This is a genomic window from Undibacterium sp. GrIS 1.8, assembly GCF_040544445.1.
Taxonomy (GTDB): domain Bacteria; phylum Pseudomonadota; class Gammaproteobacteria; order Burkholderiales; family Burkholderiaceae_D; genus Undibacterium.
Genome location: NZ_JBEONQ010000037.1, coordinates 1 through 25,662 on the forward strand (window position 1 = coordinate 1; position 25,662 = coordinate 25,662).

Below are 25,662 nucleotides of genomic sequence, written 5' to 3' on the forward strand. Positions count from 1 at the left end.
TGAAGACAAAATCACTAAAAAAGCATCATTTTATTTTTTAAAAATTCAACCTTTGCTGAAACGGCTCTGATTAAGGCTGTCATGCAAAGGTCTCACACGATAATCTTTCTTATTAAAACAAATTCATTCTCACTATATGGCAACTAAAAAACGCAATTCGTTTTCTACCGTCTCTAAATCTTCAGGGAGCTCACTGGCGCCTTGGCTAGGCTTGGCCGGTATTATTATTTTGTTAGATCAACTCAGCAAAATAACGATCGCCAAACTATTTACTCTGGGCGAATCACTTCCAGTCACCTCTTTCTTCAATCTGGTGTTGGCGTATAACAAGGGCGCGGCATTCAGTTTCTTATCATCAGAATCTGGCTGGCAACGTTATTTATTTACCGCCATCGGCGTAGTTGCTGCTCTGGTGATTACTTATCTGATCAAGCAAAATGCAGGACAGCGCTTGTTTTGCTGGGCGCTAGCCTTGATTATGGGGGGTGCTCTGGGTAACGTGCTGGATCGCTTGATGTACGGTCATGTTATCGACTTTCTGGACTTCCATTACAAGGATGCGTATCACTTCGCTGCATTTAATATTGCAGATAGTGCAATTTGTGTTGGTGCAGCTTTATTTATTTTGGATGAGCTGCGTCGGGTAAAAAAATAAGGAATCATCATGCGGCTTGCTGGCAAAAAAATTGTTCTCGGCTTAACTGGTGGTGTCGCCTGTTATAAGATTGCGGAACTGACTCGCGCATTAGGCAAAGCAGGTGCGCAAGTACAAGTCGTGATGACGCAAAGTGCGACGCAATTCATCACTCCTGTGACCATGCAAGCACTGTCGGGTAATCCTGTTTATACCGATCAGTGGGATGCACGGATCCACAACAATATGCCGCATATCGACCTTACTCGTGATGCCGATGCGATAGTAGTTGCACCTTGTAGCACGAATTTCATCTCCAAACTAGCGCATGGTGCTTGCGATGATCTGCTGTCAACTCTGTGCGTAGCCCGGCCAAATCATGTGCCACTACTGGTAGCACCTGCAATGAACGTAGAGATGTGGCTCAATCCGGCAACCCAACGTAACGTCGCTGAAATTAAAAAAGACGGTATCCAAATTTTAGGGCCTGCGGCAGGTGAGCAAGCCTGCGGTGAAGTTGGCATGGGTCGGATGTTAGAGGTCGATCAGTTACTGGCAGAAATCATAGCGTCTTTTCAGGCTAAATCTCTGGCTGGAAAAGAGGTACTGATTACAGCAGGTCCGACATTTGAACCTATCGATCCAGTGCGTGGGATCACCAATTTATCATCAGGGAAAATGGGTTATGCGATTGCTCAAGCGGCGTGGGAAGCTGGAGCCAATGTCACTTTAATCTCTGGACCTACTGCATTAGATGCACCTTATGGCACGCATCGCATCTCGGTGCAGACCGCAAAGCAAATGCATGATGCTGTTATTGCGCAACTAACATCTACCGCAAAAAAACCGCAAGATATTTTTATTGCAGTAGCAGCAGTAGCTGACTGGCGCGTAACGAATACAAGTACACAAAAAATTAAAAAAACTAGCGATAGCAACACGCCGCAGCTTGAATTTGTGCAAAATCCAGATATCCTCGCTAGCGTTACAGCACTTCCAAATGCGCCTTACTGCGTTGGATTTGCCGCTGAATCTGAACATCTTTTGCAATATGGCACGGCTAAACGCATAAAGAAAAATGTGCCTCTGCTAGTTGGCAATATCGGCCACCATACTTTTGGCAAAGACGAAAATGAATTAATTTTATTTGATGCAAACGGACATACAGCTTTACCAAGAGCAAATAAACAGACGCTGGCTATTCAATTGATACAAGAAATAGCACAGCGTTTAAGCCAATAAAATTCAACACAAAATTCGCACTAAACTCTTCACTAATTTCAACACGTACGTATATCAAAGAATTCGCATGAAAAATATCGATCTGAAAATCCTCGACACTCGCATGAAAGACCAATTGCCAGCCTATGGCACGCCCGGTAGCGCAGGCTTGGATTTGCGGGCTTGTATAGATGCGCCAATTACGATTAAACCAGGTGAGACTGTTTTAATCCCCACCGGCCTGGCAATACACATAGGTGACCCAGCTTACGCCGCTATGATCTTGCCACGCAGTGGTATGGGACATAAAAACGGCATTGTATTAGGTAACCTTGTTGGCTTGATCGACTCGGACTACCAAGGTCAACTGATGGTGTCTACATGGAATCGTGGTCAAAACGAATTCACCTTGCAACCAATGGAGCGTTTGGCACAACTGATCATTGTCCCTGTATTGCAAGTCGGTTTTAATATAGTAGAAGAATTTGGTAATAGTGAGCGTGGTGAGGGTGGATTTGGTAGTACTGGCAAACACTAGGACGCATTTCGCATGACTGATCAAATTGTAAAAAAATATCAAGGGAGTTGTCATTGCGGCGCGATACGATTTGAGATTCAAACCGATTTCCCAGAACTAACTATTTGCGACTGCTCAATTTGTCGCAAGAAAAATGCGCTAATGGTTAAGGTGCACGAGAGTCAATTTGAATTATTCGCCGGAGAAGAACAGCTGAGCGAGTATCAATTCAACAGCATGACTGCGAGACATTTTTTCTGCAAAATTTGCGGTATTTATCCATTCCATCGCAAGCGCGTTACGCCGGATCATTTTGGCATCAATGTGAATTGTCTGGATAATTTTGATCCTGCTACGATTCCAGTTCGGCAAACTTTCGGTTCAAAAATGAGCTGAAAAAAACTCAGCCAAATGAATCAGAAACAAATCACAATCCAACACACGTTTAGAAAAAATAAACTAGCCAAAACAAAAAGCCCGAACTGGAGTCCGGGCTTTTTGTTTTACTAAATACTACTTTTTAAGTTTTCGACTACGTCCTGCCGATTCTCGCAAAATAGTGTAGTTCCATTCATCAGTATGCAAACCTGCATCAGTATTGACGGTTACTTTAAACAGGTCGTCCTCCCCTTTGATTCTCTGACCTGAAGCAATGTGTTTTTTATTCACATCACTTCGTTCATAAACATCAACTTCGACTTCTTTACCCTCTAAACCCGATTGAGAAAGTATCGAATCTATCGTCTTCAGTGTGTAATCAAGTACAAATACGGGGAGCGTAAAACCAACCATGTCATCCTCCTTGGTAAAATATTTTTAGAGTCGTTAAAATTCTCAGTACAAAAATAACTATGTTTTACCAAAGAGTCAGCAGTCCAAAATTACTGTACAAACTTACTTTATAAATTTACTCAACTTAAATTTACTCAACTTCTACTACTTCTTGTGAAGCCTCAGGTGGTGTTGCATCGCCCTCAGAAAATTCTAACTTGATCTGATCTTTGTCATCCAGATCAACGATGACACGACCACCACTAACTAATTTCCCGAACAATAGTTCGTCAGCCAGCGCTTTTCGTATCATGTCTTGAATCAAGCGCGCCATTGGTCTTGCGCCCATCAATGGATCAAAACCTTTTTTACCCAGGAATTTACGTAAAGACTCAGTAAAGGTAACTTCGACTTTTTTCTCATGCAATTGCTCTTCTAACTGCATTAAGAATTTATCGACAACACGCAAGATAATTTCTTCATCCAAGGCACGGAAACTAATTATCGCGTCCAGACGATTACGGAACTCCGGCGTAAACATCCGCTTAATATCCGCCATCTCGTCGCCTGCTTCTTTGCTGTCATTGAAGCCAATAGAACGTTTTTGCAAGCTCTCTGCACCTGCATTGGTTGTCATGATAATGATCACATTACGGAAATCCGCCTTGCGACCATTATTATCGGTCAGAGTGCCATGATCCATGACTTGCAACAAGATATTGAATACATCTGGATGGGCTTTCTCAATCTCATCCAGCAGCAAGACAGCATGCGGTTTCTTGTTGATCGCCTCGGTCAGCAAGCCACCTTGATCGAAACCGACATACCCCGGTGGCGCGCCGATTAAGCGGCTGACGGCATGGCGCTCCATGTATTCAGACATATCAAAGCGAATCAGCTCAATACCGAGTGTAAATGCCAGTTGCTTAGCAACTTCCGTTTTACCAACACCCGTTGGACCCGAGAATAAGAAGGAGCCGATTGGTTTGTCTGCATTGCCCAAACCAGCGCGTGCCATCTTGATCGACGCAGCTAAGGCATCAATCGCTGGTTCTTGACCAAAGACGACATTTTTCAGATCACGATCAATTGTTTTCAGCTTACTGCGGTCATCTTGGTTGACCGTTTGTGGCGGAATACGAGCGATCTTAGCAATAATATCTTCGATATCTGCTTTACCTATTGTTTTCTTTTGCTTCGATTTTGGCAATACACGTTGCGCAGCACCGGCTTCATCAATTACATCAATTGCCTTATCTGGCAGATGACGATCATTGATGAAACGTGCTGATAATTCAGCTGCGGTTGTCAATGCAGAAGCAGAATATTTAACGTTATGGTGTTCTTCAAATTTAGATTTGAGACCACGCAAAATTTGCACCGTTTGTTCAATCGTTGGCTCATTGACGTCAATTTTTTGGAAACGACGTGCTAAAGCATGATCTTTTTCAAACACGCCGCGATACTCAGTGTAAGTCGTCGCACCGATGCATTTAAGCTGACCATTAGATAAGGCAGGCTTCAATAGATTAGAGGCATCCAGAGTGCCGCCAGAAGCAGAGCCTGCTCCGATGATCGTATGGATTTCATCAATAAATAAAATGCCGTTAGGATTATCTTTAAGCTGCTTGAGCACACCTTTCAGACGTAATTCAAAATCACCACGGTATTTTGTACCGGCTAACAAAGCACCCATGTCCAGCGAATAGACGATGGAGTTTTGCAAAATCTCTGGTACGTCATTTTGCGTAATGCGCCATGCCAATCCCTCAGCAATCGCCGTTTTACCAACACCAGCCTCACCAACGAGCAAAGGATTATTTTTGCGACGACGACATAAAATTTGAATCACGCGCTCAACTTCACTGTCACGTCCAATTAATGGATCGATCCGACCTTCCGCTGCGGCCTTGTTCAAATTTTGAGTAAATTGGTCGAGAGGATTTTCTTTTTGCTGACCTTCTGCCTGTGGTTCCTCTCCACCTTCAGATGATTTTTGTGGCTCGGTCTGCTGATCTTTGCGCACGCCGTGAGAGATGAAATTAACCACATCTAGGCGGGTAACGCCTTGCTGGTGCAGATAATAAACAGCGTGTGAATCTTTTTCACCAAAAATCGCAACCAGCACATTCGCACCAGTAACTTCTTTTTTGCCATTAGATGCAGATTGCACATGCATGATAGCGCGTTGAATCACACGCTGAAAACCAAGTGTTGGTTGCGTATCTACCTCGCTGGTGCCGGGCACAGTTGGCGTATTGTCGCTGATAAAATTACTGAGAGATTTGCGTAAATCTTCAATATTTACGGCGCAAGCTCGCATTACCTCGGCAGCTGAAGGATTATCCAGCAAGGCAAGCAACAAGTGCTCGACCGTGATGAACTCATAACGAGCCTGTCTGGCTTCAACAAAAGCCATGTGCAGGCTAACTTCCAATTCTTGCGCAATCATACTTCCTCCATCACACATTGCAGGGGGTGCCCTGCCTTACGAGCGTGCGTCAACACCAGTTCCACTTTGGTTAAAGCGACATCTTTGGTATAAACCCCACAGATGCCTTTGCCGTCCCGGTGTACCTTAAGCATGATCTGCATCGCGGTTTCGCGGTCTTTATTAAAATACTCCTGAATGATGGCCACTACAAACTCCATTGGAGTGTAGTCATCATTGAGCAGCGCCACTTGGTACATGGATGGAGGTTTAAGCTTTTGTGCTTGCCGCTCCAATATCGTACCGTTTCCTTGCTTGTTTCCCATGCGTCTATTCTAGTACGTTGATTCAGTCGAGAGTCGAAAAATAAACGGATAAAAGGAGGTTTGTTTGATCAATGCACACTTAGTGACTGAATCGTACAACAACAAATCAATCACGTTTTAGTGATGTTACGCGTTTTCTTTATTTTTCGCAGATGGTGCTCAAATTCAATACATCAAGCCTGCTAATGATAATTCAATATATTTACAAATCACACGTTGATGGTCGCTTGAGGCGAAACGTTTAAGCACACTTTCATTCTTAAAGATAAATTATTAAAAATGGTAGGCAGCGCAACAACATTCACTCGAATGTATTAAATCAAAAAAGCCTAGTCTATTGTCATTAAGTAAAAAAACAACAGTGTTGCAAACAGTGTCTGATATAGCAACAAAATATCTTGACATTACTTTTTTTTCCGCCAAGAATGATATTTATTGACAACAAATGTGCAGCAAATGTCAATAGAAGTGAGCAAGTTTAGGGGAAGACTGCTTTATGCTAGGTTTCTTGCTTTTACGGCTCGTGTGATTAGTTTATATTTGAAAGATGCATTATGGCAACAGGTACCGTCAAGTGGTTCAATGATTCCAAAGGCTTTGGCTTTATCACTCCGGATGACGGCGGTGAGGATTTGTTCGCCCACTTTTCCGCAATCCAGATGAACGGCTTTAAGACTTTAAAAGAAGGTCAAAAAGTACAGTTCGAAGTCACGCAAGGCCCTAAAGGCAAGCAAGCTTCCAACATCCAAAATCCTTAATCTATTCGATTAAAGATTTAGTAAAAAGCTCCGCTTCGGCGGGGCTTTTTTTATGCATGCAGGTATTGAGCCAATAAGTGCAAGAGTCAATAATTCCATACACTACCTCCCAGTATATTTTAATCGTCCAATCAATCATTGGACAATTGGACATATTCTTAAAAAAATAGAGGGAGTATCTGCTTATCTTGATACAACTCCACAACCAATGGGAGTTGATGCGCAACTGACTTTAAAACGCAGCGGACTTTAAAACATCAGTGTTTTAACACCCTCTGCTGTGCCCAACAAACAGACATTCGCGCCTTGTTGTGCAAACAAACCTACAGTCACCACACCTACGATATTATTCATAGCCGCCTCCATCGCTACCGGATCGGCGATTTGTAAGCCATGCACGTCGATGATGATATTGCCGTTATCCGTCAACAAAGGCGCGCCATCTTTCAAACGCAAACGCGCTTCACCACCGAGGGCATTAAGCTTGCGGATAACGACGGCTTGCGCCATAGGGATCACCTCGATTGGTAGTGGAAATTTACCCAGCAAATCGACTAGCTTAGAACCATCGGCGATACAGATAAATTTGTCCGCAACTGAGGCAACAATTTTCTCGCGCGTCAGAGCCGCACCGCCCCCCTTGATCATTGCGCCTTGAGGAGTAATTTCATCCGCACCATCAATGTATACCGGCATGGAGGTGACATCATTCAAATCAAATACGTTAATCCCATGACTGCGTAAACGGGCTGCGGTTGCTTCTGACGACGCGACTGCGCCCTTGATTTTATGTTTGATCTTTGCCAATTCATCAATGAAAAAATTGGCAGTAGAACCAGTACCGACACCGACAATACTATCTTCTACAACGTACTGAATAGCGGCTTGGGCTACGGCTTGTTTAAGTTCGTCTTGAGTCATGATGCGCATTTCAAAAGTAAAGGAATAGCAGCATTTTAACGGATAGCCCGGCGTCACCAATACCGGTTCCGCAAAAACACTTCATACGTTTACAAGGACCACGTATTTGCACTTTGTATTAGATATTTGCTCGCGCCCTTATCGCAACGAATTTCAAGCTGCCATAGTAGGCTGCCACATCAGTTGGCAGCAATCAAACTACCAGCGGCGGTTCATCCATCAAGGCAACTTGCTCTCGTAATTCTAAAATCCGGTCTTGCCAATAACGCTGGGTATTGAACCAAGGGAAGGCTTGCTTGAATGCCGGATCATCCCAACGCTGTGCCAGCCAGGCGGAATAGTGCAGCATACGTAAACTCCGCAGTGCTTCAACCAGATGCAACTGACGTGGTTGGAATTCAAAAAAATCTTCATAGCCAAATACGATGTCACTCAGCTGTGCGGTCATTTCTGCTCGCGTGCCTGATAATAATAACCACAAATCCTGTATCGCCGGCCCCACGCGGCTATCGTCAAAATCCACAAAATGCGGGCCGGCATCCGTCCACAAGACGTTACCGATATGGCAATCGCCGTGCAAACGAATATGGCTGACATCCCCTGCCCTCTCAAATGCCTGCGCTACGCCGTCCAACACAAATTGCGTGACGCTGGTATAGGCCGCCAATAAATCACGCGGCATGCCGGCGTATTCCAACAAATAGGCTCTTGGCACATGTCCAAAAGTATCGAGGTTTAAGCCAGGTCGGTGCTGATAAGTCTGCTGCGCACCTACCGCATGGATACGTCCGATAAACCGCCCAAGCCACTCCAGCGTTTGCGGTTGATCCAACTCCGGCGCCCGCCCTCCTTGTCTAGGGAAAACCGAAAACCGAAATTCTTGATACTGATGCAGGCTTTGTCCATCCGCAGACACCAAGGCAGGTACGACCGGGATTTCTTGCGCGACTAATTCACGAACAAACTGATGTTCCTCCAAAATCGCGGCATCGGTCCAGCGTTGTGGGCGATAAAACTTAGCGATTAATGGCGGCCCGTCCTCCATTCCTAGCTGATACACACGGTTTTCATAGCTGTTAAGCGCTAGTAAGCGACCGTCGCATTGAAAACCTGCTGCATGCAAAGCGTCCAGCGCACATTCAGGCGTGAGTCCGGCGAAAGCATGAGTGGCGCCACCCGAGGATAAGGAATGATCTGAGGCTTCTTCCAGCAAAAAATCAGGCTGGCGATCGTCATCGTCATCCAGATCAGGGGTTATTGAATTATTGGGAGAAATTGATGTGCTCATGACTGGCATTGTACGTTCAAACTCTCCACGAACGAGAGACAAAGCGCTACACTTCCGGTATTTCACTCATTAACAATCAAGAGCACTCTTATGCACCTCGATGAACCTCTCAGCGATAAAGAATTTAACGAACTGGACAAATTTTTGATGTCCGACCGCGTAGGCGACGACGGAATGACCATGGATGCCTTGCACGGCTACCTGACCGCCATTGCCATCGGACCAGAAATGATCCCGATGACCGAGTGGTTGCCGCTGGTCTGGGGTCTGCCGGATCAAGCCGAGCTGAAGTTTAAAACGCCAAAAGAAATGGAACGCATCACCACGCTGATCGCCCGTTTTATGAATGAAATCCAGATCACATTTGAAGTCGCGCCGCAAGAGTTTGAACCTCTGTTTTGCGTCATGGAACAAGACGGCAAAGAACTGATTGATGGCGAAACCTGGGCCTGGGGCTTTTGGGAAGGCATGCAACTGCGCGAAGATGAGTGGGAACCGATCTGGGAATCCGCCATCGCGCCCTTGCTCAATCCTATCTATTTACTCGGCGCAGAAGAGATCGAAGAAGAGGAAGTGAAGCTGGTGGATACGCCGCAAAAATGTCACCTGCTCGCCATCGAACTGGAAGCGGCTATCCCGGAAATCCGCCGCTTCTGGGCGCCTTTACGAAAATCAGGCGTGGCGACAGTCAAGCGTGAGAGTCCAAAAGTAGGTCGCAATGATCCCTGCCCTTGTGGCAGCGGTAAAAAATTCAAAGCTTGTTGCGGCGCTGAACCGACAATACATTGACCTAGCTAGCTTGACCATTTTTTCAAGAGGTAGTTGATTGAATATTTACTCTAGTGAACTGCTATGGACTGAATGGCAAGTATGCTACTTTGATGCTTTCCATTCAAGATTACGGAGTACTAAATGAGCCTGCAAGAACAATTTCTACAAGCGTCAGCCGATTCAAAAAATTTGCCAGAGCGCCCTGACAACATGACGCTGCTAAAAATTTATGGCCTGTTCAAACAAGGCAGCGCAGGTGATGCAACTGGTGATCGTCCTGGTATGACTGACTTTGTGGGCCGTGCCAAATTTGATGCATGGCAAGCACTGGCAGGCACCTCACAAGAAGACGCGATGCAGCAATATATTGATCTGATCAATGGCCTGAAAGATTAAATCAACGCTGAGTTTAAGGTTCGCTTTAAAGTTCGTTTCTAAATGTCACTTAAACTTAATTAAAGCGAACTAAACCCCTTCATTCATCCGATATTGCAATGCATATTTCCACCGACAAATCCGCTCTGAATATTCCCCTGATTCATGATTTTTTGTCGCAGCATACGGCGTGGGCCAAGGCGATTCCTCTAGCCACGGTACAGCGATCGATTCAACATTCATTTTGTTTTGGCGGCTATCTTGAAGGTGAACAAGTCGCTTTTGCTCGCGTCATCACTGACCACGCGACTTTTGCCTACCTGGTAGATGTATTTGTTGTGCCAGAACAGCGCGGCAAAGGGTATAGCAAACTGCTGATTCAAGCGGTTATAGAACATAGCGAGCTTCAAGGTTTGCGTCGATTTATGCTAGCGAGCAGTGATGCGCAAGGGCTGTATCAAAAATTCGGATTTCAGGCACCCGCCAAACCTGAAATGTTGATGGAAATTAATCGTCCTAATCTCTATCTCAGCCAACAAGTGGACAAATAATAATATTATAAATAAGGGGAGTATTTTTAATTGTCCAAACCTTATCTGGACAATCTGGCATAAAACAATCATACACCCCACCAGTATATAATTTAGGCAAGCATTCCAGCAACCGCATCAGGATTCAGTAAGTTAGGTGGTCGTTGCTTACTCAAAGCCGCGACTAAATTACTCGCCGCACAATTCGCCATCGCCCTCCTGGTGGCTTCTGATGCACTGGCGATATGCGGTGTGAGAACTACATTCTCAAGACTTAAAAAGTCAGAGTTGAATTTCGGCTCATTCTCAAACACGTCTAAACCTGCCGCCGCAATCGTCTTGTTACGCAAGGCTGCAATCAAGGCCGCATCATCCACTATCCCGCCACGCGCCAGGTTGACCAGCGTTGCAGTTGGCTTCATCATCGCTATCTCGGCGGCACCGATGGTGTGATGTGACGCAGCTGAGTAAGGTAACACCAGCATCACATGATCTGCAGTCCTCAACAAATCCTCTTTACTGACATAGCTAGCGTTGTTTGCATGCGCCTCTTGTTCTGGGCTCAGACGCGAACGATTATGGTAAATCACCTTCATATCAAACCCCATGGAACGCCGAGCGATCGCCTGCCCTATTCTGCCCATGCCAATGATTCCCAGAGTAGCGCCGTGCACATCAGCGCCCAAAAAGCCATCGTAACGCCACTTAGTCCATTTGCCAGCGCGTAGCCAATGCTCTGCCTCTGTCACGCGACGAGCTGTCGCCATCAACAATGCCCAGCCAAAATCGGCGGTAGTTTCGTTTAATACATCCGGCGTATTACTCACCATAACGCGATGTGCCGTGCAAGCAGCAACATCAATATTGTCGTAACCAACCGCCATTTGCGCCACCATTTTTAGGTCGGGCAATTGAGTCAATAAGGCTTCGTTAATTTTGGCGCTACCGGTACATAACAAGCCTTGCTTTCCCTTTAACTTTTCAGCCAATTCCTGTGCTGAAAAAATATGATCGTCCTGATTTGATTCAATCTCAAAATGCGTAGATAGCTGATCTAACACGTCTGGAAAAATTGCTCGTGAGACTAAGAGGGAAGGTTTCATTCGTATCCTGAATAATTTAATAATTTTTTGGCTATTTGGCTATTTGGCTATTTGGCTATTTGGCTATTTGGCTATTTGGCTATTTGGTCGCTCGGATTTCTAGGTCTTACAAGCAGCTAACGATCTTATCGGTCATTTATATCAAAACGAGTTTAACGCTGAATATGGCAAAAAACGCCGCTTTTGACATGGATCAAAAAATTTCATTCAAAACAGTGCTTTAATCGATTGAGGTACAAAGTCATTGGACTTCAGCGTAGCAAGCGTTGCTCCGCCTATTTTATGAAATTAAAAAACACATAAAAGGCCATAAAAAGCACATCACTAATCACGCATACCGAATTTGCTTATGCGTAATTTATCTAAGCCTGATTTGTGAGTTAGCTCAAATTGCCTTAAAATGCAAGGCTTTGCAGCCTATGCCCTCTATTGGCTGCGCCTTACACTCTCACAATAGAAAAGAAGGACTGTTATGACCCACGTTGTGACCGAATCCTGCATCCGCTGCCGCTATACCGATTGCGTTGATGTATGCCCAGTAGACTGCTTCCGTGCAGGCCCTAACTTCCTGGTGATTGATCCGGATGAATGCATAGACTGCGCCGTATGCGTTGCAGAATGCCCAGTTAACGCAATCTATGCAGAAGAAGACGTGCCGGCAGATCAACAGCAGTTCATCAAGATCAATGCAGATCTGATCCGCACCTGGCCATCAATTACCAAAACAACCAGTCCTCTGCCAGATGCAGATGACTGGAAAGATGTCAAAGATAAATTGCAATTTTTGACGCGCTAATTAGCATTCTTAGCCGTCGTGCTTCAGTACCGATTATCAGTGCGGATACTGTAAGCGCTGCAAGCACTGTCTCAATCAATATCAGGAAATACCAAGTCGTATGGAAAACAATAAAGCAAATCCAGCAACCGGCGTCATCGAAGCAGATGCCGTCATTATCGGCGCTGGTCCGGTCGGTCTGTTCCAAGTATTTGAACTCGGCTTATTAGAGATCAAAGCACATGTCATCGATTCACTCGCCGTTGTTGGCGGCCAATGTGTAGAACTGTACCCAGACAAACCGATTTACGATATTCCGGCTGTGCCTGTTTGTACAGGCCAAGAATTGACTGACAATTTACTCAAACAAATTGAACCATTTGAGCCAACCTTCCATCTGGGACAAGAAGTAAACCTGGTCGAGCGTCGTGAAGATGGTCGCTTCAATCTGGAAACATCGGCCGGCACGCGCTTCATCACAAAAACTATTTTCATCGCAGCCGGTGTTGGCTCTTTCCAACCACGCACCTTAAAAGTAGAGGGTATTGAAGCCTTTGAGAACAGCCAGGTGTTTTACCGCGTAAAAGATCCAAGTAAATTCCATGGCAAAAATCTGGTGATCTGCGGCGGTGGTGACTCTGCCTTAGATTGGGCATTGAATCTGGTCGGTAAAGCAGAATCTGTCGTGGTGTTACATCGCCGTGATGACTTCCGCGCAGCACCAGCATCAGTCGCCAAAATGAAAGAACTTTGCGATAACTACGAGATGCAATTAGTGATCGGCCAAGTGACCGGTATCGAAACTAAAGACGATCTGCTATCAGAGATCAAAGTCACCGGTGCGGATGGCGTAACACGTCGTATGCCGGTGGACAATTTGCTGGTGTTCTTCGGACTGTCTCCAAAACTCGGCCCTATTGCTGAATGGGGTCTGGATATTGAGCGCAAACAACTCAAAGTAGTGAATACAGAGAAATTTGAAACCAACGTACCAGGTATTTTTGCCGTCGGCGATATCAATACTTATCCAGGCAAAAAGAAATTGATTTTGTCTGGCTTCCACGAAGCGGCACTGGCAGCGTTTGGCGCAGCACCGTATATTTTCCCTGACAAGAAAATCCACATGCAATACACCACGACCTCGCCTAAACTGCACAAAATCCTTGGCGTTGAAACACCAGTATTTGACTAAATAATCCGTTGTACTGGATAAAAAAAGCGCTGCCATGATGTGCAGCGCTTTTTTCTTTGCCTGAAGTATTAATAAGTGCACAAATCACGTTATTTTCTTTGTAATTTAGCTATGAAATTAACCTTATTTTACGAAGTTTGACGACATAATTAGCCAGCCACCGCTCAAGAAACGCACACTCGTGCGACAAATACGGCAAACTGGTTTATGATGCATTGCAACAAGGTAGAGTACTTTCTCTAATCTTGAGTTGATACACCTAGCTGAAAGACACCATCATGCTTTATCAATTTCACGAACTGAATCGCGCGTTCCTGAACCCATTAACGCAATGGGCAGAAGCTTCTTCCAAGCTTTTTTCTAATCCAATTTCACCACTTGCACATACGCCATATGCTCAGCGTATTTCTGCTGCCTATGAATTGGTTTATCGCTTGGGCAAAGATTACGAAAAGCCAGAGTTTGATATCACGTCCACAACCATCGACGACAAAATTGTCGGCATCGTACAAACGACTGCGGTGACGAAACTATTCTGTAAGTTATTACATTTCAAAAAAGATCTGCCTGAAAAAGAACTGGCAAAACTTAAACAAGCAAAAGTATTACTGGTCGCGCCGCTTTCTGGCCATCACTCTACTTTATTGCGCGACACCGTACGAGGTCTGCTTGGGCAACATGATGTTTATATCACCGACTGGATCGATGCGCGTATGGTACCTTTAAGCGATGGCGCTTTCCATTTGCATGACTATATTTATTACGTGCAGGACTTCATCCGTCTATTAGGGCCTGATGTGCATGTAGTCTCAGTTTGTCAGCCAACAGTCCCGGTATTAGCTGCGATCTCTCTGATGGCAACGGCCAAAGATCCTAAATTGCCAAAAACCATGACCATGATGGGTGGCCCGATAGATCCGCGCAAATCACCGACACAAGTCAATGATCTGGCAACGGAAAAGAAATTTTCCTGGTTTGAAAATACTGTAATTTATAGCGTCCCTGCTAATCATCCTGGTTATGGTCGCAAGGTGTACCCGGGCTTTTTGCAGCATGCTGGATTTGTCGCAATGAACCCGGATCGCCATGCACAAAGCCACTGGGATTTTTTCCAACATTTAATGCAAGGTGATGACGAGTCAGCAGAACAGCACCGTAAATTTTACGACGAATACAACGCTGTATTGGACATGCCTGCTGAATACTACTTAGAAACAATTAAAATTGTTTTCCAAGATTTTGATTTGCCAAAAGGTACTTGGGATGTAGAAGGTAAATTGGTTCGCCCGCAAGATATCAAAACCGTTGCACTGTTCACAGTTGAGGGTGAATTGGATGACATCTCCGGCGCGGGTCAAACTCAGGCGGCACATGATTTGTGCAGCGGCATTCCTGCCAAGATGAAACAAGACTTTGTAGCGCCCGGATGCGGTCATTATGGTATTTTTGCTGGCCGTCGCTGGCGCGAAGTGATCGCACCTAAGATTGCAGATTTCATTAAAGCGCATTCCTGATCTAAGAAATAAGCTACTAATAGATTAAACAAACAGCCTGGAGTCTGAATTGACCCCAGGCTTTTTTATCTTTGATTAATCTTAAAGACCTATCAAATAGCGACTTAAGCGGCACTTCAGACAACTCTGGTTTTTGCTATAAAATCGGGCAGCAATCAACAGTTGTCAGCCAGTTTTTAGATGTGTAAGATAAAGCTCGGTACACCCTAAACTTATTACACAGAAAATGCGCTCCTATGTGGGATCTGATTGCCCGACGGTGTTTTTTACTTTGCTGCTGGCTATTCTGTGTTCAACAGGCTCAGGCAGCGGACGGCGACAAACCCTTCACAATTAGCGGCTTTGGCACACTTGGTGCTGTGTATAGCGACACTGGTCAAGTCGATATTGTGCGGGACTTATTGCAGCCTAAAGGTGTGGGCTACTCCAATCGACTTGATTTTGGCGTTGACTCCCTGCTAGGTCTGCAACTCTCCACCTCCATCCTTGACAATCTGGACGCCTCAGTCCAAGTCGTCAGCCGCCGCTCACAAACTGGCTTCGACCCTGACGTTACCTGGGCGTTTCTTAAATATAACCCGAACGATAATTTGCAATTGCGTGCAGGTCGCCTAGGTTTTGATGTCTACCTCTTGGCCGACTCACGCAATGTCGCCTACTCTTATTTATGGGTACGTCCACCCATCGATTATTTTGGTAACTTGATCGTGTCTTATATCGACGGTGCAGACATGGTCATCAAATATCCAGTCGGTCCGGGGATCGCTCGCTTCAAAGCATTTGCTGGCAAAGCCAGAGAAAAAACCTATACCGGTGTGCCGGATCAATATTTCTCATTAAAAGGCTCGGATGTTGTAGGCGGGCATATTGAATATCAAACTGAAAGTTGGATGTATCGGGTTGGTTATAGCCAGATACGTTTCAAAAACGAGTTTCCTGGTTTTCAGGGATTGATTGATGGTTTACGCTCACCTGCAATTAACGCGATCAGCCCTCTAGCCGCGACCGTCGCTGGCAATATTGGATTCCAGGATAAAGCCATCAACTACCTCTCCGCAGGTATCGCCTATGACGAAGGCCCCTTACAAGCACAACTGATGTTAAGCCAGACTAGGTCGGCAATACTGCCTTACCCAGGATTCACGGCGGGATATTTCACAGTAGGTTACAGAATAAAAAAATGGACGCCCTACTTTAGCTACTCCGCCGCCACGCCAGAACATCGCCAAAGCAGTGGCAACACTGGTCTACCATTTGGCGTTAACCCCAATATCGACATCCTGATTCTTGGCGCAAATGCGCTTGCCAATACTGTAGTCAATAAGCAAAGTACCGTATCACTTGGAGCACGCTACGACTTGGGAGATAAAATTGATTTAAAAATACAAGTAGATCATATTGACAGTACCAGTCCCCAAATAACCCGCAACGCTCAACCGGGTTGGGATGGTAAAGCTAATTTGCTCAGCGTCTCAGTCAATTTTGTATTTTAGGGATAGAACATGAAAACCCTAGTACATCGCGCAACCTTCACTAGCCTGGCTGTCGCCTTAATTATGACGGTTGGCGGCAATCAAGCTTTTTGTGCTGATTTTGTGGTGATTGCCAACCCCGATAGCGGAATAGAAAGGATGAGCAAAGATGATGTCGTCAATATTTACATGGGCAGATATCGCAAACTGCCGTCTGGCATTAAAGCCATGCCGATTGATCTCAACACGCCTATCTCAGAAAAGACTAAATTTTATGCCAGCATGGTCAATAAGGAATTGCCAGAGATCAATTCCTACTGGGCTCGTCTGACTTTTTCCGGACAAGGTTCGCCACCGCGCCAGGCGGATAGCGTAGAACAAGTACTGGAAATTGTTAGTAACAATAAAGGCGCGATCGCGTATATTGATAGAAAGAAATTAGATAAACGGGTCAAAGTGATTTTTGACTCTACGCCTTAAATTAATCAGCGCACTTAGCTTACTCAGACCTAAGCAAACCGTTAATAAGTTACACCGAAGCTATATCGAAGTTATATCGAACTTACACCAGTAAGCGCCAGTAAATATCAAAAAACGAATACAAGCAAAACTAACTATTTAAAATACCGACTATGCTCAAACTACTGCGTACCAGCATTATTTATCGCAGCACATTTATTGTGCTGGGGATTGCGCTCTTAGTCGGTAGTTTTTTTGCGGTGTTCACTTATTACTGGACTTCGCATTTAGAGCAAGAGCAGGCAAAAAGCAGAATGGGCAACTTGCTCAGCACGGTAGAAAGTACCACCAGTATTGCCTGCTACTTGTTAGATATCAATTTGGCGGCAGAGGTTAGCCGGGGATTACTCAAGAATGAAGATGTTTACAGCATACGGATTTTTACCCCAGCCACAGTATTAGCACAGGCAAGTAAATCGGCTAAAACAAAACTAGCTACGCTGCCATCATCAGATATTCGGATTACCCGAGATGTGTTTTCACCATTTAACAGTTCGGAAAAAGTATGCCAGATCGAGCTGGTACCAGACATGGCCTGCATTCAGAAGCAAGTCAATAGCAAGGCGAATTTCACCACCTATTTGCTAATACTACAAACCATTTTGATGGCACTGGCCTTGGTCTATGTCGTGATTAAGATCATCGCCAGACCGATCAAAACCATCTCCGATCGCTTGCATGATTTATCCCCGGAAGCAGGAGCAAGACTGTCGCTCCCTCTCGGTAATGAGCAAGATGAGATCGGCCAGCTCGTGCGCGACGTCAATACCATCGTCGGCAAACTGGTCAATATTCTGGAAGATGAGCGACATCTGCGCATCAAGCATGAGATTGGCGAGAAAAAATTCCGCACTATTTTTGATAATGCCGAGACCGGGATTTTTTTACTCAAAACATCGGGCGAAGTCACCTCCTACAACACAGCCTTTTTACGCTTGCTGGCGCTATCGCCAGACACCACCTCAGACAATATCAGCAGTGGCTTGATGTCTGCGCTAGAGGGGCAAGAGTTACGGCTGCACATGATGATCGACACCGCAACTAATCAAGATCAGATTTTATCGGAAGACTTTTCGATTGAAATTGGTACACCGCCTGTACGCAAGTGGTTGCATATTGTGCTGAGCCCGATTGAAGATGGCGTGCTACAAGGCCTGCTCAATGATATTACCGACCATAAAATCGGAGAGGAAGCAGCAAACCAGTTGGCCGTCACCGATCACCTGACAGGCGCATTTAATCGTCTGGGTTTTGATAACGAGATCGCCAGCTTAAAACGGTCGATACAAAAAACTGGCAGTGGATTTTTCCTATTGCTGATCGATCTGGATGGATTTAAATCCGTCAACGACACTCACGGTCACGACGCCGGTGACAAAATACTCTGCCACTTCACCCAGATATTATTCAAGATAGTCAGACGATCTGACTTTGTTGCCAGACTCGGCGGGGATGAATTTGTTGTGCTGCTAAAAGACTTACAACACGCCGATAAAGCAAAAGAAATCGCCTGGAAAATCATCACACTCACCTCGGCTCCGATTGATTTAGATGACGGCACCCAAACAGAAATTGGTGCCAGTATCGGGATCACTTATGTAGGTGACGCCGATTTCGATAAAAATGACGTAATGCGGCAAGCAGATGACGCTATGTACGCAGTCAAAAAATCGGGCAAAAACAACTATCGTCTGTACGATCCAGACGATAAATCCTAATTACCGGCACAACGGCACGACCATCAGGTATTAAGATCGAAAGCAGATTTTCAGTTAGAGCGGCACATGCCGTCTGCGTTAGTAAGAAGTACTAGCGACCTAATAGAAAATCTAGATTAAAATCTGCGTCCAAGTTTTAAAATAAACGTCCAATAAAAATGCGCCTCCCAAGCCAAAAACTGCTCGGAAGGCGCATTTTTATTGGACTATCAGTTTATATTTTTACTGAAGTTAAACTTTGCTCTCTCGCTGACTGGATCAATAAAAGTTAGAATTTCTGGGTAGGGTGCGCCATGCGTACCATTTTGTAATTCGACCATTACCCCAAGTAGATTGGTGCGCATGGCGCACCCTACAGGTGTTGCAATTATGATTTTCCGTTTATGTGAGAATCGGAGCACATTAATATATCAACCAGCAGTGTCTGCATCCCCCGGCTCATCCAAACCCAAATCTCCATCCACACCTAACAGGCTCTGGGTAGAATCGGATGGTAATGCTTCTACTGACTTCAATTTTCTGGTCATTTGACGGGTGCGCACTTCTGCCTTGTCAATGTTGTCTGCGGCTCTGACTAAGGCAGCTTTGGTGGAGGCGAGTACGTCGCCAAATTTACCGAACTCGGTCTTGACTGCACCCAATACTTGCCAGACTTCTGATGAGCGTTTTTCTAATACCAAGGTACGGAAGCCCATCTGCAAACTGTTCAGCAATGCCGACAAAGTGGATGGGCCAGAGATGCTGACGCGGTAGGTGCGTTGTAATTCATCTGCCAAACCCGGGCGGCGCATGACTTCGGCATACAGACCTTCGGTCGGCAAAAACAAAATCGCAAAATCGGTGGTTAGTGGCGGCGACAGATATTTCTCTGCAATGGTCTTGGCTTCGCCACGGATTGCGCGTTCTAATTCTTTACCTGCCTGCGCGACGCCCTCTGCATCTGCGCGCTCGGCAGCGTCAATCAAACGCTCATACTGCTCTTTAGGGAACTTGGCATCAATCGGCATCCAGACTGGTGCTCTGCCATCTTCTTTGCCTGGCAATTTCACTGCAAATTCTACCCGCTCTCCAGAGCCTGGCACGGTCTCGACGTTCTTGGCGTATTGCTCTGGTGTGAGCATTTGTTCCAACACCATTTCTAGCTGCACCTCGCCCCAGGTTCCGCGGGTTTTTACATTGGTCAGTACCCGTTTCAGATCGCCGACACCAATGGCTAATTGCTGCATCTCGCCCAGACCTTGATGCACTTTTTCTAAACGGTCTGAGACTTGTTTAAAGGATTCGCCCAAACGCTGCTCCAATGTCGCATGCAGTTTTTCATCGACGGTCTTACGCATCTCTTCTAGCTTGGCCGCGTTGTCATCTTGCAGATGTTTAATTTTTTCTTCCAGAGTCGCCCGCACTTCGGCCATGCGCAAGGCATTGGATTCGGTCAGTGTTGCCAGACTTAGGCTTAAGGTATCGCCAAATCGTTTGAGGCTGATCGCCTGTTCATCGCGCGAGTTTTGACTTTGCTGTATCAGCGCCAGCCGCACCTGTTCCAACTGCTGCGCATTGGATTCCGTCAGCTTAATTAACTGCTGCGAAAACGCATCAATCTGATTATTTTGCAAAGTCGCAACGCTAGTTAACTGCGCTGCCAATGTTTGCTGAAGCTGAGAAAAATTCCCGCCTAATTCTTGTCTGGTCGCTTGTGCAGTGGATTGTACTTGCTCACGCAAAGACCGCTCGGAACGCTCCTGCGCCTGCTGCAATTGAGTTTGCTGCTGTTGTCCCTGTTGCAGTGATTGTTGCAATGCAAGCAATTGAGGGCCGACATCGCTGCCGCGACTACGTAATAAAACGAGCAAGTTAATCACTAACAAAATAGCGAGCGTGATGAGTACCAAAATTTCTATTAAATTCATTTTATAAATTTCTTTTTTGAGGACTATTAGAGATATAAATTTAAAGTTCGGTATCCGTCTTTTTTTTGATGGATGCGCTAATTATCATAAACAACCAATAAAAAAGCATACCAGTCAAAATTATAAAAATTGGCTGCCAACCTTCTTCAAAAGCATAAGGAATATGCATTATTCCTATTAGAAGCAATGCCAACTTAACTAAAAAATATGCGAGTATCGGCGCAATAATTAAAGCTACAAATCCAAAGAAATAATGAATACCTCTGATATTGCGCCTAAAAATTCTACCTATCTGCCAAGAACACACACAACCGAGTAGAGTCAAAAAATAGGGGAGTAAAATTTTCATACCATCGAATTTAATCTGGACGTCATTCCACAATCCAGTAACCAACTTTAAATGATGAAGTCCGCTATGAATCAAGGAATAAAAAAGATTAGTCGGTGACTTTCATGACGAATTAGCCTGGCTTATTCCGCATCCAATCCGCAGTCTGATAAAACGACTGCATCAAATGTTGCTGCAAGTCCTCTGCGATCCCGACATCTTGCATTGCCCATGCCATGCAACGCAACCATTGATCGCGCTCGCTGCTGGCGATGGCATAGGGCAAATGGCGTGCGCGCAGGCGTGGATGTCCGAATTGTTCAATATAAAGATTCGGACCGCTCATCCAGCCGGACAAAAACCAAAACAACTTATCGCGTGAACCATCCATCGGTGTTGGGTGCAAAGCGCGGATACCGGCAAACTCGGGTTCCAGCTCCATCAAATCATAGAAACGATCTACCATCTGACGGAGTTTGTCAGCACCGCCGATCAGCTCGTAAAGCTTGGACGCTTCCTCTTCCGGTTGAGTATCTTGCGTCGCATTGTTTGATTCGTTTGTCATTACTGTAGAATTTTTAAAGGTGAAGAATGATCATTATTAAGTGCTGCGTACACGCGATTTAGCCTTCACGCAAACTCAATAAAGGTGGCTGATTCAGTACATTGCGCAAACCCAGCCAGCCGCCGATCAGCGCGCAAGCTGCGCCAACAAATAATCCTACGATCCAGACTACCGGACTGAATTGCCATTCAAAATTAAAGCTAAAATGTGCCAGTGCCCAGCCAATGGCAGAGGCGCCACTGGCTGCTAATACGCCAGCCAATCCGCCGACCAGCAAAAATTCTATCCACTGTGCTTGCGATAATTGTTTGCGGGTTGCGCCCAAAGCGCGTAGCAAGGCAGCTTCGCGCATGCGCAGGTCCTGCGATCCGGCAAGGGCGGCGTACAACACCAGCACACCTGACGCGAGGGTGAACAGGAATAAAAATTCTACCGCCGTAATCACCTGATCGAGCACGCTTTGTACTTGCTTGAGCATCGCGCCAACATCGACCACCGTCAGATTAGGATAATCCAGCGTGAGCTGATTGACGAAGCGCTGATCGCTTTCCGGCAAATGAAACGCCGTTATCCAGGTTTGCGGTAAATCGACAACCGCTTTGGGATTGATGATCACAAAAAAGTTGACCCGCATTGATCCCCAGTCCAGCTTACGCAAACTGGTAATTGGCGCGGTAATTTTTTGACCTGCAACATCAAAGGTGAGCTTGTCGCCTAACTTTAATCCCAAAGTTTTGGCAATGCCCTCTTCTACCGAGGCCTCTGACTGGGTATCTTGGTACCATTTGCCAGCGATCAGCGTATTACTTGCTGGCATATCGGTCATCGTCGACAGATTGAATTCTCGGTCGACCAAGCGTTTGGCGCGGTCGTCAGGATAAGTACTGTCCGTGATCGCTTTGTTGTTCACTTCAATTAATCTGCCACGTATCATCGGGTACAACACAGGCTGGGCAACTTGCTTTAAGCGTGTGGCGATGTCGTTCTTTTGATCTGGCTGGATGTTGATCACAAATTGATTAGGCGCGTCGGCCGGGGTAGCGCTTTTCCAGGCGGTGATCAGATCACCCCGAACAACTGTGAGCAGTAAGAGCGCCATCAAGCCCAAGGCAAGCGACACGACCTGAATTACGGTAGCACCAGGACGGCGTTGTAAGGCAGTGACAGCAAAGCGCCAGGCGGTGTTACTGCTCAAGCCACGCAGACGCTTGAGCGAGGCCACGCCCAGCCACGAGACTAAGGCGAATACCAATAAGCCGATCAGGAAACCGCCCGCAGTCAGCAAGCCCAGTTTGACATCGCCTGCTTGCCACAATAACAGTCCGACAAACATGCCCAGTCCCAGCAAATAGGTTACCAAAGTCAGCGCTTGTGGTGCATCTTGCTCGCGACGGATGACGCGGTTATGCGGCACATTGCGCAGTTGCAAAATCGGTGGTAACGCGAACCCGACTAACAACAGCAAACCCGTTGCAATCCCTTGTAACGCCGGTTGCCAAGTGGCGGACGGCAAATCGTTCGAGACTAATTTACCCAGCCACTCCAGCAAGACATAATGCCCTGCAAAACCGACGATGACACCGGCGGCACTGCCAACAATGCCGATCATTAAAAATTCAATCAGGTACATGCCCGTGACCTGATTCTGTGTTTGCCCAAGACAGCGCAGCATTGCACAAGCGTCCAGATGACGTAGCATAAATCGCCGCGCTGCCATTGCCACTGCAACGGCGGCTAACATGGCAGATAACAAACCGACCAAGGATAAAAACTGTTCTGCCCTGTCTAGCGTGGCGCGCATTTCTGGCCGGCCTGATTCCAAAGATTCTAGGCGTACACCTTTGGTCTGATTGCGCTCGATTCCCTCTTGCAGCCATTTTTGGAATTGTGTAATCGCAGCCGCTGGCCCGGCCAGTAATAATCGATAAGTGACACGCGAGCCATTTTGGATCAAGTTGGTCGCGGTGAGATCCGCCATATTCACCATCACGCGTGGCGCAAAGTTCATAAAACCGGCGCCGCGATCTGGCTCATTTGCAATCAGTTGTGTGATGCTGAGAGTTTTATCGCCGAGCTTGAGTTGATCGCCAATCTTCAGCTTCAAGCTGATCAACAGCGCAGGGTCAATCCAGACGGTACCGGCTGGCGGCACAATTTTAGTAATGACTTCTGGACCTTGTTGAGCCTGACTGAGTTTGAGATTGCCTCGCAGAGGGTAGCCAGGTGTAACTGCTTTGAGCGACACCAGCTTGGTGGCGACATTATCGCCCTCACCTGCAATCGCCATGCTAGGGAAGACAACCGTCTCGGCCATCGTCAAGCCGCGTTTTTGTGCCTCACTGCGCCATGCAGGATTGATCGCCTGATCAGCACTGATCAACAAATCTGCACCTAGCAACTGGTGTGCGTCGCGGTTGAGTCCGTTGCGCATACGGTCCACAAAAAAACCGACTGAAGACAAAGACGCCACAGCGATCATCAAAGCAACTAACAGAAAGCGCAGCTCACCAGCCCGCCAGTCACGTAAGGTCATACGAAGCGAAAGACGTAACATCGGCACTTTCCAGTTAAAAACAGCAATATAGAAAAAAATGGGGAGTATCTAAAATAGTTGGTCAATTGTCCAATGATTATATGGACAACTTAGTATAAATAACTCATACACCTACCCAGTATAATTACGCACACACTACCGTCAGATGCGGCTATGCAGACAAGGCATGCTGAAAATCATTCAGCAAATCTTGGGTATCTTCAATCCCCACCGAGACGCGGATCAGCGAATCTGCAATCCCCATGGCGGCACGGCGCTGTGCACCCATCTCAAAGAAGATGGTGTGTGCTACCGGAATCACAAGCGTGCGTGTGTCACCCAGATGGGTTGCAGAAATCGCCAGCTTGAGGCGATTTAAATAATCGAAGCAATCGATCTCTGGCTTCAACTCAAAACTGAACAAAGCACCGTAAGCACGGAATAGTTCACTCGCAATTGCGTGCTGCGGATGCGATGGCAAACCAGGATAATGCACAACGGCGACGCGTGGATCGTTTTCCAGCATCGTTGCCAGTGCCATCGCATTGGCACATGTACGATCTAATCGCAAAGCTATCGTCTCGGCACCGACGGCGATCTGGTGTGCCGCCTCAGGCGACAGGGATGCGCCAAAATCCCGCAAGCCCTTAGCGCGGATTTGGGCCATACCCCATTGCGGCGTTGGGAATTTTTTGAAGTTCTGGACAATATGGGGAAACTGACTCCAGTCGTACTCGCCAGTATCAGTCAAAGCACCACCGAGAACATTACCGTGACCTGCAATTGACTTAGTTAGTGAATTCACGACTAAGCCAGCGCCAACGACTTTGGGGCGGAACAGGTAAGGCGAAGTCATCGTGTTATCCACGATAAACAAAATGCCACGCTCTTTGCACAAAGCGCCGATACGCTTGAGATCTGCAATCTGGGTACGCGGATTAGCAATAGTCTCGACAAAGACAATGCGGGTCGCAGGCGTGATTACGGCAGCGACGTTTTTCACATCAGTCGCATCGACAAAACTGACATCAACACCCTGCGCAGCCACGGTTTGCCACAAACTATTGGTGTTACCGAATAAAAAAGAAGATGAGACGACATGATCACCTTGACGCAATAAAGCCTGAAACACGGCGCCAATCGCCGCCATGCCAGTAGCAAAACAAATACTCGAATGCCCGTCTTCCATCTTGGTCAGTTTGTCTTCCAGCGCAGAGACCGTGGGATTACCTTGACGACCGTAGCGATAACCAGATTGTTTCCCCTGAAATACTGCTGCCAGATCACGTGCATCTTTGTAACCGAACAACACGGATGTATGGATAGGTTTGTGCACAGAGCCGTGCTCAATCTCTTTTTGACGGTCGTTATGCAGAATAGTAGTGGTGAAGCCGTAAGATGCTTTTTCGTTCATGATCAAATGGGTACTGTAGTGAGGGACTGCGTTAAAAAGAAACGCTGTAGGGAACGCGGTAAGGAATACTGTAAGTTTA

General features: G+C 46.2%; 27 protein-coding genes. 15 read left to right on the forward strand and 12 right to left on the reverse strand.

The window, feature by feature from the left end:
* Nucleotides 1-136: 136 nt before the first annotated feature.
* The 4 genes from lspA to AAKU64_RS16185 all read left to right on the forward strand — a co-directional run bounded on the left by lspA (nucleotide 137) and on the right by AAKU64_RS16185 (nucleotide 2,768).
* Nucleotides 137-655, forward strand: coding sequence for a signal peptidase II (gene lspA / locus AAKU64_RS16170; protein ID WP_354332806.1), 519 nt, complete (start codon nucleotides 137-139; stop codon nucleotides 653-655).
* A 9-nt stretch (nucleotides 656-664) separates the two neighbouring features.
* Entirely contained in the window at nucleotides 665-1,876 is a 1,212-nt protein-coding gene (gene coaBC, locus AAKU64_RS16175) for a bifunctional phosphopantothenoylcysteine decarboxylase/phosphopantothenate--cysteine ligase CoaBC (protein WP_354362450.1), read from the forward strand.
* Between the two features lie 67 nt (nucleotides 1,877-1,943).
* Nucleotides 1,944-2,393, forward strand: coding sequence for a dUTP diphosphatase (gene dut / locus AAKU64_RS16180; protein WP_354332810.1), 450 nt, complete (start codon nucleotides 1,944-1,946; stop codon nucleotides 2,391-2,393).
* Between the two features lie 12 nt (nucleotides 2,394-2,405).
* Nucleotides 2,406-2,768 (forward strand): GFA family protein, encoded by a 363-nt coding sequence (locus AAKU64_RS16185; protein ID WP_354332812.1) that lies wholly within the window; start codon nucleotides 2,406-2,408, stop codon nucleotides 2,766-2,768.
* A gap of 117 nt (nucleotides 2,769-2,885) precedes the next feature.
* On the opposite strand, the gene AAKU64_RS16190 is transcribed toward AAKU64_RS16185, so the two are convergent.
* The 3 genes from AAKU64_RS16190 to clpS form a co-directional block, all read right to left on the reverse strand.
* On the reverse strand, nucleotides 2,886-3,164 hold the full coding sequence (locus tag AAKU64_RS16190; protein ID WP_354332813.1) for a hypothetical protein: 279 nt from the start codon (nucleotides 3,162-3,164) through the stop codon (nucleotides 2,886-2,888).
* A 130-nt stretch (nucleotides 3,165-3,294) separates the two neighbouring features.
* Nucleotides 3,295-5,595 carry an ATP-dependent Clp protease ATP-binding subunit ClpA gene (gene clpA / locus AAKU64_RS16195; protein WP_354332815.1) on the reverse strand — a complete coding sequence of 767 codons (2,301 nt, stop codon included), beginning with the start codon at nucleotides 5,593-5,595 and terminating at the stop codon, nucleotides 3,295-3,297.
* On the reverse strand, nucleotides 5,592-5,900 hold the full coding sequence (clpS, locus tag AAKU64_RS16200; RefSeq protein WP_322118977.1) for an ATP-dependent Clp protease adapter ClpS: 309 nt from the start codon (nucleotides 5,898-5,900) through the stop codon (nucleotides 5,592-5,594). The genes clpA and clpS overlap by 4 nt, the downstream gene beginning before the upstream one ends.
* Before the next feature lie 554 nt (nucleotides 5,901-6,454).
* Between clpS and cspE the strand changes: the two genes are divergently transcribed.
* A complete protein-coding gene (gene cspE, locus AAKU64_RS16205; RefSeq protein WP_126129050.1) occupies nucleotides 6,455-6,658 on the forward strand; it encodes a transcription antiterminator/RNA stability regulator CspE in 204 nt (67 codons plus the stop codon).
* Between the two features lie 52 nt (nucleotides 6,659-6,710).
* On the forward strand, nucleotides 6,711-6,911 hold the full coding sequence (locus AAKU64_RS16210; RefSeq protein WP_354362451.1) for a hypothetical protein: 201 nt from the start codon (nucleotides 6,711-6,713) through the stop codon (nucleotides 6,909-6,911).
* On the opposite strand, the gene rpiA is transcribed toward AAKU64_RS16210, so the two are convergent.
* Together rpiA and AAKU64_RS16220 are read right to left on the reverse strand one after the other, a co-directional pair.
* Nucleotides 6,908-7,579, reverse strand: coding sequence for a ribose-5-phosphate isomerase RpiA (gene rpiA, locus AAKU64_RS16215; RefSeq protein ID WP_354332818.1), 672 nt, complete (start codon nucleotides 7,577-7,579; stop codon nucleotides 6,908-6,910). The genes AAKU64_RS16210 and rpiA overlap by 4 nt on opposite strands.
* 193 nt (nucleotides 7,580-7,772) lie before the next feature.
* Entirely contained in the window at nucleotides 7,773-8,867 is a 1,095-nt protein-coding gene (locus AAKU64_RS16220; protein ID WP_354362452.1) for a serine/threonine protein kinase, read from the reverse strand.
* Between the two features lie 90 nt (nucleotides 8,868-8,957).
* Here AAKU64_RS16220 and AAKU64_RS16225 point away from each other — a divergent pair, with 90 nt between their 5' ends.
* From AAKU64_RS16225 to AAKU64_RS16235, 3 genes are all read left to right on the forward strand, one after another.
* Nucleotides 8,958-9,656, forward strand: coding sequence for a UPF0149 family protein (locus tag AAKU64_RS16225; protein ID WP_354332822.1), 699 nt, complete (start codon nucleotides 8,958-8,960; stop codon nucleotides 9,654-9,656).
* Nucleotides 9,657-9,779: 123 nt separating this feature from the next.
* Nucleotides 9,780-10,034 (forward strand): acyl-CoA-binding protein, encoded by a 255-nt coding sequence (locus AAKU64_RS16230; RefSeq protein WP_354332824.1) that lies wholly within the window; start codon nucleotides 9,780-9,782, stop codon nucleotides 10,032-10,034.
* 98 nt (nucleotides 10,035-10,132) lie between these two features.
* Nucleotides 10,133-10,564 (forward strand): GNAT family N-acetyltransferase, encoded by a 432-nt coding sequence (locus AAKU64_RS16235; RefSeq protein WP_354362453.1) that lies wholly within the window; start codon nucleotides 10,133-10,135, stop codon nucleotides 10,562-10,564.
* Between the two features lie 92 nt (nucleotides 10,565-10,656).
* Here AAKU64_RS16235 and AAKU64_RS16240 read toward each other — a convergent pair whose 3' ends face one another.
* Nucleotides 10,657-11,646: a 2-hydroxyacid dehydrogenase gene (locus AAKU64_RS16240; protein ID WP_354332827.1), complete on the reverse strand. Its 990-nt coding sequence runs from the start codon at nucleotides 11,644-11,646 to the stop codon at nucleotides 10,657-10,659.
* Between the two features lie 472 nt (nucleotides 11,647-12,118).
* Between AAKU64_RS16240 and fdxA the strand changes: the two genes are divergently transcribed.
* The 6 genes from fdxA (at nucleotide 12,119) to AAKU64_RS16270 (ending at nucleotide 18,836) form a co-directional block, all read left to right on the forward strand.
* The gene (gene fdxA, locus AAKU64_RS16245; protein ID WP_322118824.1) at nucleotides 12,119-12,442 is read left to right on the forward strand and encodes a ferredoxin FdxA; all 324 of its coding nucleotides are present in this window, start codon (nucleotides 12,119-12,121) and stop codon (nucleotides 12,440-12,442) included.
* 100 nt (nucleotides 12,443-12,542) lie between these two features.
* Nucleotides 12,543-13,613, forward strand: a complete 1,071-nt coding sequence (locus AAKU64_RS16250) for an NAD(P)/FAD-dependent oxidoreductase (protein ID WP_354332829.1) — start codon at nucleotides 12,543-12,545, stop codon at nucleotides 13,611-13,613.
* A gap of 278 nt (nucleotides 13,614-13,891) precedes the next feature.
* Nucleotides 13,892-15,127: a polyhydroxyalkanoate depolymerase gene (locus AAKU64_RS16255; protein ID WP_354362454.1), complete on the forward strand. Its 1,236-nt coding sequence runs from the start codon at nucleotides 13,892-13,894 to the stop codon at nucleotides 15,125-15,127.
* Nucleotides 15,128-15,363: 236 nt separating this feature from the next.
* Complete coding sequence (locus AAKU64_RS16260; RefSeq protein WP_354332832.1) at nucleotides 15,364-16,620, forward strand: porin; 1,257 nt, start codon at nucleotides 15,364-15,366, stop codon at nucleotides 16,618-16,620.
* Between the two features lie 9 nt (nucleotides 16,621-16,629).
* Entirely contained in the window at nucleotides 16,630-17,079 is a 450-nt protein-coding gene (locus AAKU64_RS16265; protein WP_354332834.1) for a hypothetical protein, read from the forward strand.
* Nucleotides 17,080-17,231: 152 nt separating this feature from the next.
* Nucleotides 17,232-18,836 (forward strand): diguanylate cyclase domain-containing protein, encoded by a 1,605-nt coding sequence (locus AAKU64_RS16270; RefSeq protein WP_354332836.1) that lies wholly within the window; start codon nucleotides 17,232-17,234, stop codon nucleotides 18,834-18,836.
* A gap of 209 nt (nucleotides 18,837-19,045) precedes the next feature.
* On the opposite strand, the gene AAKU64_RS16275 is transcribed toward AAKU64_RS16270, so the two are convergent.
* From AAKU64_RS16275 to AAKU64_RS16300, 6 genes are all read right to left on the reverse strand, one after another.
* On the reverse strand, nucleotides 19,046-19,180 hold the full coding sequence (locus AAKU64_RS16275) for a hypothetical protein (RefSeq protein ID WP_354332838.1): 135 nt from the start codon (nucleotides 19,178-19,180) through the stop codon (nucleotides 19,046-19,048).
* Nucleotides 19,181-19,246: 66 nt separating this feature from the next.
* Nucleotides 19,247-20,743, reverse strand: coding sequence for a DNA recombination protein RmuC (locus AAKU64_RS16280; protein ID WP_354332840.1), 1,497 nt, complete (start codon nucleotides 20,741-20,743; stop codon nucleotides 19,247-19,249).
* Nucleotides 20,744-20,783: 40 nt separating this feature from the next.
* A complete protein-coding gene (locus AAKU64_RS16285; RefSeq protein WP_354332842.1) occupies nucleotides 20,784-21,092 on the reverse strand; it encodes a hypothetical protein in 309 nt (102 codons plus the stop codon).
* 112 nt (nucleotides 21,093-21,204) lie between these two features.
* The gene (locus AAKU64_RS16290; protein ID WP_354332844.1) at nucleotides 21,205-21,636 is read right to left on the reverse strand and encodes a group II truncated hemoglobin; all 432 of its coding nucleotides are present in this window, start codon (nucleotides 21,634-21,636) and stop codon (nucleotides 21,205-21,207) included.
* A gap of 58 nt (nucleotides 21,637-21,694) precedes the next feature.
* A complete protein-coding gene (locus AAKU64_RS16295) occupies nucleotides 21,695-24,190 on the reverse strand; it encodes an ABC transporter permease (protein WP_354362455.1) in 2,496 nt (831 codons plus the stop codon).
* Nucleotides 24,191-24,341: 151 nt separating this feature from the next.
* Nucleotides 24,342-25,583, reverse strand: coding sequence for a cystathionine gamma-synthase family protein (locus AAKU64_RS16300; protein ID WP_354332847.1), 1,242 nt, complete (start codon nucleotides 25,581-25,583; stop codon nucleotides 24,342-24,344).
* Between the last annotated feature and the right edge of the window lie 79 nt (nucleotides 25,584-25,662).